The following is an 8,396-nucleotide window of genomic DNA, read 5'->3' as shown; positions in this document are numbered from 1 at the left end:
CCCGCGAGGGCCGCCGTCGCACCGACCATGGCGACGTTGAACTCCGACCACGCCTCGATCTGCTCCATGCTCGGATGCTAGCGGCGGCCCTCGGATCCGCGCCCGGCCGGATTCGGATCCGCGCCCCGCCGAGTCGCTGCGACGTCTGCGCTCCCGCGACAGGAGGCGCCCTCGCGACACATGGCCGGGCGTGCATGGGCGCGTCCGTAAGATGGATGCCTGGGTGAAGTTCCTCAGCTCGAGTGCGGCATCCGTTCTCGCCTTTGACATAGACGCGTGGAGTTCGATGTGGCGCTGATCGTCCAGAAGTACGGCGGATCGTCGGTCGCCGATGCCGAGAGCATCAAGCGCGTCGCCAAGCGCATCGTCGACACGCGCCGCGCCGGCCACGACGTCGTCGTCGCCGTCAGTGCGATGGGCGACACCACGGATGAGCTGCTCGACCTCGCCGGGCAGGTCGCCCCGATCCCGGCCCCGCGAGAACTCGACATGCTGCTCTCGAGCGGAGAGCGCATCTCGATGGCGCTGCTGGCGATGGCCATCCACTCGATGGGCTTCGAGGCGCGCTCGTTCACCGGCAGCCAGGCCGGCATGATCACGACCGCCGACCACGGCTCCGCGCGCATCGTCGACGTCACGCCGATCCGCCTGCGCGAGGCCCTCGACGAGGGCGCGATCGTCATCGTCGCCGGCTTCCAGGGGTTCAACCGCGACACCCGCGACATCACGACGCTCGGACGCGGCGGCTCCGACACCACCGCTGTCGCCCTCGCCGCGGCCCTCGAGGCCGATGTCTGCGAGATCTACAGCGACGTCGACGGCATCTTCACCGCCGACCCCCGCGTCGTGCCGAGGGCCAAGAAGCTGAACGTCGTGTCGGCGGAGGAGATGCTCGAGCTGGCCGCCAACGGCGCGAAGGTCCTGTACATCCGCGCCGTCGAGTACGCGCGCCGCCACCGTGTGCTGATCCACGCCCGCTCCACGTTCAGCTCGAGCGTGGGGACCTATGTGCTCGGCCCGGGGATGAGCGTTCCCCAGGGCGAAAAGGGAGAAGAGATGGAAGAGCCGATCGTCGCCGGGGTCGCCACCGACCTCGGCCAGGCCAAGATCACCGTCATCGGCGTGCCCGATGTGCCGGGCAAGGCAGCGGAGATCTTCAAGGTCATCGCCAAGTCCGGCGCCAACGTCGACATGATCGTCCAGAACGTGTCGGCCGCGGCCACCGGCCGCACCGACATCTCGTTCACCCTCCCCAAGACCGACGCGGCGACGGCGCTCAAGGCGCTCGCCGGCGACCAGTCCGACATCGGGTTCGAGAATCTCGTCCACGACGACCAGATCGGCAAGCTCTCGGTCGTCGGCGCCGGCATGCGCACGCACTCGGGTGTCTCGGCCACGCTGTTCGAGGCGCTGAGCGTCGCGGGCATCAACATCGAGATGATCTCGACCTCCGAGATCCGCATCTCGGTCGTGGTCCGCGGCGACGACCTCGCCGAGGCGGCGCGCGTCGTCCACACCGCGTACGGCCTGGACGGCGACATCGAGGCGACCGTTTACGCCGGCTCCGGTCGCTGACCCGCTTCGGCTGCGGCGTCCGCTGATCCGCTCGAAGATCAGGCGACGTCGCGGGTGCGCCCGGTCGCGAGCCTCACGACGACATCCTGCCCCGGAGCAGCCCGTCGACGAAGGCGTCGACGACGGCGTCGGTGGACGTCTCGGGGTCGATCTGCACCGTGAGCCGGTCGAGGATCAATCCGTCGATCGCGTAATGGAACAGCGCGATGTCGAAAGCCTCCCCTGGTAGACGCGCGTCGCGGTTGAAGGCGACATCGGCCTCGAAGCCCGCACGCATCCAACGGCCCAAGCGGTCGGCGACGGTGGGATTGCGCGCCGCCTCCAGCCGCAGTGTGAACAGTGCGAGCGCGACCTGCCGGTCGCCCAGCAGCCGGCGGACGATGTCGCGGAGGTAGTCCGCGAAGAGCTCGGGCCCGGGGACGCGCGCGGCCAGTTCCTCGTGTACATCCGGAGCCGGGGTGAGTCTCTCGCCGATCCGCGTGACGATGGCGTCGGTCAGCGCGTCCCGTGACCGGAAGTAGTTGGATGCGGTGCCCATCGGCGCGTGGGCGCGCGCATCGACGGCGCGATGCGTGAGGCCGCGCATCCCCTCGTCGGCGACCACGGCGATCGCAGCGTCAGCCAGTTCGGCCCGGCGGGCATCGTTCCTAGCCATGCGTGCACTGTAGCTGATTCACGACAGGTGTTGTGAATACTCCGGCCAACCGTTACTGTGATCGAGTAACCACTACACATGTTGTGAAAGAAGATCATGCGAGAACTCGTCTACTACGTCGCCGTCAGCCTGGACGGCCGGATCGCTTCGCCGACGCACGGCTTCGAATCCTTCCTGAGCGAGGGCGATCACGCTGAGGTCCTCACCCCTGAGTGGGGTGACACCATTCCGGAGCCGATCCATCAGGCTCTCGGGCTCGACGTTCGCCGGGGCTCCATCTCCACGGTTCTGATGGGCTGGAACACCTACGCCGTTGGTCTGCCGGATATGCCGAGCCCGTACTCGCACCTCGAGCAGATCGTGTTCTCCCGCACGCGAAGCGCGCCGGCGGGCGCTGAGGGCGTGCGGTTCACCGACGAGGACCCGCGGCAGGTCGTCACCGCGCTCAAGCAGCAGAGCGGCGGCGACATCTGGCTGTGCGGGGGAGGAGTGCTCGCCGCACAGCTCGTGGATCTCATCGACCGCCTGGTGGTGAAGGTCAACCCGTTCGTCTTCGGGGACGGCATCCCCCTGTTCGCGGGCCGGTACGTGCCGACCCGGTTCGCGCTGGAGCGGTCCCGCCCGTTCGAGACGGGTGTCGTCGTGAACGAGTACCGCCGACGGTAACGGCGCACCTTGCTGCTGCGGCAGGGCGGTAGAATCGGGCAACCCCGCGCGTCCGACGGTGCCCGCGCGTCCGCTCCACGCTTGTGCCCACGCTGAGGAACACCATGACCCGCATCTCCGATTCAGGACTCTCCGTCGCCATCGTCGGCGCCACCGGCCAGGTCGGCGGCGCGATGATCGACATCCTCGAGGAGCGCGGGTTCCCGGTGCGCGAGATCCGCGCCTTCGCGACCGCACGTTCGGCCGGATCCGACATCATCTTCCAGGGCCAGGCCGTGACCGTGGAGGATGTCGCCACCGCCGAGCTCGGCGGCATCGACATCGCCCTGTTCTCGGCCGGTGCCACCGGCAGCCGTGCGCACGCGCCGCGCTTCGCCGAGGCGGGCGCCATCGTGATCGACAACTCCAGCGCGTGGCGCATGGACCCCGACGTTCCGCTCGTCGTGAGCGAGGTCAACCCCCACGCCATCGCCGAGGCGCGCAAGGGCATCATCGCGAACCCCAACTGCACCACCATGGCCGCCATGCCGGCACTGAAGGTGCTCGACAACGAGGCCGGTCTCCAGCGCCTCATCGTGAGCACGTATCAGGCCGTGAGCGGTTCGGGTCTTGCCGGCGTTCAGGAGCTGCTCGGCCAGGTCGAGGGCGTGCTCGCTCAGGGGGATGTCGAGCGCCTCGCCCGCGACGGCTCGGCGCTGGACTTCCCCCAGCCCGAGAAGTACATCGCGCCCATCGCCTTCGACGTCATCCCCTTCGCCGGCAGCCTCGTCGACGACGGACTCAACGAGACCGACGAAGAGAAGAAGCTCCGCAACGAGAGCCGCAAGATCCTCGAGCTGCCCGACCTGCGGGTCGCCGGAACGTGCGTGCGCGTGCCGGTCTTCACCGGCCACTCGCTGAGCATCAACGTTGAGTTCGCCCGCGACATCACGCCCGAGCGCGCGCGTGAGGTGCTCTCGAGCGCCCCCGGTGTGAAGCTCGAGGAGGTGCCCACGCCGCTGCAGGCTGCCGGCACCGACCCGGCCTACGTCGGTCGCATCCGCGCCGACCAGTCTGCGCCCGAGGGCAAGGGACTGGTGTTCTTCATCTCGAACGACAACCTGCGCAAGGGTGCGGCGCTCAACGCCGTGCAGATCGCGGAGCTCGTCGCGGTGAATCTGGGCGTCAGCGCCTGACCTGCGCTCCGACGACTCGAGGGCGAGCGGATTCCGCGCTGAGCGGCATCCGCTCGCTTGTCGTTTCGGCAAGAACCGCAGGACTTTCGGGGGAGGAGCCGGCGCCCGGTCGGGGGTGCTTTCCGGCGGAACTAGAATCATCTGGTGACCGAAACGCCCTCCGACGCCCTGCCCAGCCCTGACGACAGCGATCTCCCTACGGGGACGGTCGACGTTCTGCTGATCGGCGGCGGCATCATGAGTGCGACGCTCGGCACGCTGCTGCAGCAGCTGCAGCCCGACCTCAAGATCGCCGTCTTCGAACGGCTGAGCGATGTCGCGCAGGAGAGCTCGAACCCCTGGAACAACGCCGGCACGGGTCACGCGGCGCTCTGCGAGCTGAACTACATGCCGGAGAACAAGGACGGCACCGTCGACCCCGCCAAGGCGATCTCGATCAACGAGCAGTTCCAGCAGAGCCGCCAACTGTGGTCGTCGCTCGTCGAAGCGGGCGTGCTCGATGCTCCGTCGACGTTCATCAACTCCACCCCGCACATGACGTTCGTGCGCGGCGAGAAGGATGTCGCCTACCTCAAGAAGCGCTACGAGGCGCTCAAGGACGAGCCGCTGTTCGCCGGCATCGAGTACAGCGAGGACTCGCGCGTCATCAACCAGTGGGCGCCGCTCCTCATGCAGAAGCGCCGCAAGGGTGAGCCGTTCGCAGCGACCAGGATGCCGGCGGGCACGGACGTCGACTTCGGTGCGCTGACCCACCAGCTCATCGACCGGCTCGCCGAGAATGGCGCCGACGTGCGCATCAACACCGAGGTGCGCCGCCTGAAGCGCCTGCCCGATGGCACCTGGCGTGTGAAGTACCGCCGCACCGTCGGCCGCGCACCGGGCGAGATCCGCGCGAAGTTCGTCTTCGTCGGCGCCGGCGGCTGGGCGCTCAAGCTGCTGCAGCGCTCCGGCATCCCCGAGATCTCGGGCTACGGGGTGTTCCCGATCGGCGGGCAGTTCCTGAAGACCTCCAACCCGGCGGTCGTCGCCCAGCACCAGGCCAAGGTGTACTCGCAGGCATCCGTGGGCGCCCCGCCCATGTCGGTGCCGCACCTCGACACGCGCGTCGTCGACGGCGAGGCCTCTCTTCTCTTCGGACCGTTCGCGACGTTCAGCCCCAAGTTCCTCAAGACGGGCTCCTGGTTCGACATCGTCGGTCAGGTGCGGCCCGGCAACCTCGGCCCCATGCTCAAGGTCGCGTGGGACAACCCGAGCCTCATCACCTATCTGGTCGGCGAGCTGCTGAAGAACCACGCGAAGAAGGTCGACAGCCTGCGCGTCTTCATGCCGACCGCGAAGGACGAGGACTGGGAGATCATCCAGGCCGGCCAGCGCGCCCAGGTGATGAAGAAGGATCCCGAGAAGGGCGGCGTGCTGCAATTCGGCACCGAGGTCGTCACCGGCGCCGACGGCACGATCGCGGGCCTGCTGGGCGCGTCCCCGGGTGCGTCGACCGCGGTGTCGATCATGCTCGGGCTGCTGAAGACCTGCTTCCCTGACCGCATCGACGCCTGGGAGCCGCGCCTCCGCGAGCTGATCCCGACCTACGGCGACACCCTCAACGCGCGTCCCGCGGTCGCGCAGGAGCTGCTCGGCGAGACCGCGGAGACGCTCGCGCTCACCGCCTAGTCAGCCGGTCTCGTGGAGCGGACGGGTGCGATCGAGCCGTGGGAGCGCGCGGCGCCCCCTCTCTGACGGCCCGCCGGCGCAGAGGCGCGGACGCGCCAGCGACTACGCTCGATCCGTGGCAAAGCTCTACTTCCGCTACGGGGCGATGAACTCCGGCAAGTCGACGTCGCTCCTTCAGGCCGCGTACAACTACGAGGAGCGCGGCCAGCACGTGCTGCTGGCCAAGCCGCTGATCGACACGAAGGGCGCCGATCAGATCGACAGCCGCCTGGGCGTCAAGCGCACCGCCGATTTCCTCGTGGGCCCCGACGACGACATCCGGGCGCTGTTCGCCGAGCATCGCGCGCGAGTCAAGGCCGAGGCGGCCGACACCCTCGTCCCCGAGGCGCTCGAGCACGAGGTCGACGTCGCCTGCCTTCTCATCGACGAGGCGCAGTTCCTCACGCGTGAACAGGTGGACGACCTGCTGCGGATCGTCGTGTTCGACGGCGTGCCGGTCCTCGCGTACGGCATCCGCACCGACTTCCAGACGCAGGCGTTCCCCGGCTCGGCGCGACTGCTGGAGCTCGCCCACAGCCTCGAAGAGCTCAAGACGATCTGCCGGTGCGGCCGCAAGGCGCTCTTCAACGCGCGTCTCGTCGGCGGACGCTTCGTCTTCGACGGCGACCAGGTGGCGATCGACGAGCTCACCGCCGACCGCATCACCTACGAGTCGCTCTGCGCCGAGGACTACCTCCGCGCGTCCGGTGGACGCCTGGAGTGACTCTCGGCATGGCGCCGGTCAGGCGGTCTCCGGCGCGCGCCCCTGGCGACGGGGGAGGGGGAGCAGCATCGACGTGGTGCGCTGGTACTCCCGGTAGGCGGGGTACTTCCCGGCCGAGATCGACTCGGTGAACAGTGTCGAACCGATGAACAGCACGGTCAGCAGTGCCGGGCCGGCAATGGTCCAGTTGAGCCAGCTGCCGCCGTCGGCGACGAGGGCGACCGCGCCGAGAGCGTAGAACGCCCACCACTGCGCCTGTTCGAAGAAGAAGTTGGGGTGGCGGCTGTACGCGAACAGCCCTGTCGTCAGGAACCCGGGCTCCAGCGTGCCGCCGGCTGCCCTCTTCGCCTGGTGGAAGGTCCACTGCTGCTGGTCGGCGATGGTCTCGCCGACAAGGAACGCGGCGAAGACGACCGCGAATGCGGCATCCCATCCGTTGAACGGCACCGGATGCTGCCACGCGATGAAGGCCGGCAGCGAGATGAGCACCAGCAGAGCACTCTGGAATCCGACGATGAAGAGCAGGTTGAACACCTGGAACTGCCACCGCTTCATGCGTCCGCGCAGGACCGCCCAGCGGTAGTCCTCCATGCCGGTGTAGCCGCCCTTGCGCGCGAAGTTGAAGGTGAGCCGCACGCCCCAGGCGGTGACCAGCACGGCCATCACGACCAATCGGGTCGCGTCGACTCCGGCGGCGATGGCGGCAGCGGCGAAGATCCACACGTAGATCACCGGGACGATCGACCAGATCCTGTCGATCCACGACGTCTCGTTGGTGATGAGGGAGGTGATCCAGCAGAACGCGGCAGCGACGCCCGCGACGATGAGGACGAGGGGGAGGGGATCCATGGCGTCAGAGTATCGCCCCGGGGCGACATCTCCCGTCATCGTGGGTTGTCTGTGGTCCGACCACAAGTTATCGTGGTCTGACCACACGCGATCTTGACCGAACACCGGGCTCTTCAGCGAGGAGAGCAGGCGGATCCGACGACGATGAGGAGATCCGTGGCAGTGACCCCAACCCCGCCGCCGGCGATCGCCCCGGCGCGCGCCTGGCGCGTCGTGCTCGAGAAGATCGAGACCGATCTGCTCGACGGCGCGCTGCGGCCGGGCGACCGGCTCGCCCCCGAGCGCGAGCTCGCCGCCAACCTCGGCGTCGGCCGTTCCAGCGTCCGCGAGGCGCTGCGCGTGCTCGAGGTGATGGGGCTCATCCGCACCGCCACCGGCTCCGGGCCGACATCCGGCGCGATCATCATCGCGACGCCCGAGGGCGGCATGTCGGCACTGCTGCGGCTGCAAGTGGCCGCGCAGGGCTTCCCCTTCGACGACGTCGTCGCGACCCGCCTCGTGCTGGAGTCCGCTGTCGTCGACGCGGTCGCGACCGACCCGGCGCTCACGACGGCCCGGGCGCGCGACATCCTCGATGCGATGGACGCCGCCGACCTCACGGCGCCGGAGTTTCTGGCGCTCGACGCCCAGCTGCACCTTGCCCTGGCCGAGGCGTCGGGCAACGTCGTGATCGCCGCCATGATGGCGGGCCTGCGCACGGCGATCGAGTCGTACGTCCAGGCGGGTGCCGCCGGCATCGCCGAATGGGATGCCGCCGCCGACCGCCTGCGCCGCGAGCACCACGCGATCCTCGACGCCGTCGACGCGGGCGATGCGGCCCGTGCCCGCACCCTCGTCCACGACCACATCGTGGGCTACTACGCATCGGCGGGCCTCGCCCGCGCCGCCACCCCCATCCCCCGCCCCGCCCCCCCCCTCCCCCCTCGTCCCTCTTCGGCCCTCCCCCCGCCCCGCCCCCCCCTCCCCCGCGGCCAGGCGGCGCGCCGGGGATCTCACGAGCGAAGCCGTACTTCACCAGGGCCCCCTTCTCCCCCCCCCCCCCCCC

At 69.1% G+C, this 8,396-nt stretch carries 7 protein-coding genes and 1 pseudogene; 6 read left to right on the top strand and 2 right to left on the bottom strand.

Annotation, left to right across the window (positions count from 1 at the left end; translation table 11 throughout):
* Positions 1–288: 288 nt before the first annotated feature.
* On the top strand, positions 289–1,575 hold the full coding sequence (locus B1729_RS19815) for an aspartate kinase (protein ID WP_163619363.1): 1,287 nt from the start codon (positions 289–291) through the stop codon (positions 1,573–1,575).
* A 73-nt stretch (positions 1,576–1,648) separates the two neighbouring features.
* Here the strand turns inward: B1729_RS19815 and B1729_RS19810 are convergent, their stop codons facing one another.
* Entirely contained in the window at positions 1,649–2,230 is a 582-nt protein-coding gene (locus B1729_RS19810) for a TetR/AcrR family transcriptional regulator (protein WP_163619297.1), read from the bottom strand.
* Positions 2,231–2,326: 96 nt separating this feature from the next.
* Here B1729_RS19810 and B1729_RS19805 point away from each other — a divergent pair, with 96 nt between their 5' ends.
* The 4 genes from B1729_RS19805 (at position 2,327) to B1729_RS19790 (ending at position 6,502) form a co-directional block, all read left to right on the top strand.
* Positions 2,327–2,896 carry a dihydrofolate reductase family protein gene (locus B1729_RS19805; protein ID WP_163619299.1) on the top strand — a complete coding sequence of 190 codons (570 nt, stop codon included), beginning with the start codon at positions 2,327–2,329 and terminating at the stop codon, positions 2,894–2,896.
* Positions 2,897–3,000: 104 nt separating this feature from the next.
* The gene (locus tag B1729_RS19800; RefSeq protein WP_163619301.1) at positions 3,001–4,071 is read left to right on the top strand and encodes an aspartate-semialdehyde dehydrogenase; all 1,071 of its coding nucleotides are present in this window, start codon (positions 3,001–3,003) and stop codon (positions 4,069–4,071) included.
* Between the two features lie 168 nt (positions 4,072–4,239).
* A complete protein-coding gene (locus tag B1729_RS19795; RefSeq protein ID WP_275575861.1) occupies positions 4,240–5,739 on the top strand; it encodes a malate:quinone oxidoreductase in 1,500 nt (499 codons plus the stop codon).
* Between the two features lie 115 nt (positions 5,740–5,854).
* On the top strand, positions 5,855–6,502 hold the full coding sequence (locus B1729_RS19790; protein WP_163619305.1) for a thymidine kinase: 648 nt from the start codon (positions 5,855–5,857) through the stop codon (positions 6,500–6,502).
* A gap of 18 nt (positions 6,503–6,520) precedes the next feature.
* Here the strand turns inward: B1729_RS19790 and B1729_RS19785 are convergent, their stop codons facing one another.
* Entirely contained in the window at positions 6,521–7,351 is an 831-nt protein-coding gene (locus tag B1729_RS19785) for a DUF1295 domain-containing protein (RefSeq protein WP_163619307.1), read from the bottom strand.
* A gap of 144 nt (positions 7,352–7,495) precedes the next feature.
* Here B1729_RS19785 and B1729_RS19780 point away from each other — a divergent pair.
* Positions 7,496–8,239, top strand: a pseudogene (locus tag B1729_RS19780) (FCD domain-containing protein); the annotation flags it as partial.
* Positions 8,240–8,396 lie beyond the last annotated feature (157 nt).

This window comes from Microbacterium sp. B35-04 (genome assembly GCF_010634885.1).
In the GTDB taxonomy this organism is placed as follows: domain Bacteria; phylum Actinomycetota; class Actinomycetes; order Actinomycetales; family Microbacteriaceae; genus Microbacterium.
Note: the sequence above shows the minus strand (reverse complement) of the source record. Positions and strands in the feature narration are given on the sequence as shown.

What these genes read in the sequence shown, in the direction of transcription:
- B1729_RS19810 (WP_163619297.1), bottom strand. Translation starts at nt 2,230, where the DNA reads ATGGCTAGGAACGATGCCCGCCGGGCCGAACTGGCTGACGCTGCGATC.
- B1729_RS19805 (WP_163619299.1), top strand. Translation starts at nt 2,327, where the DNA reads ATGCGAGAACTCGTCTACTACGTCGCCGTCAGCCTGGACGGCCGGATC.
- B1729_RS19800 (WP_163619301.1), top strand. Translation starts at nt 3,001, where the DNA reads ATGACCCGCATCTCCGATTCAGGACTCTCCGTCGCCATCGTCGGCGCC.
- B1729_RS19785 (WP_163619307.1), bottom strand. Translation starts at nt 7,351, where the DNA reads ATGGATCCCCTCCCCCTCGTCCTCATCGTCGCGGGCGTCGCTGCCGCG.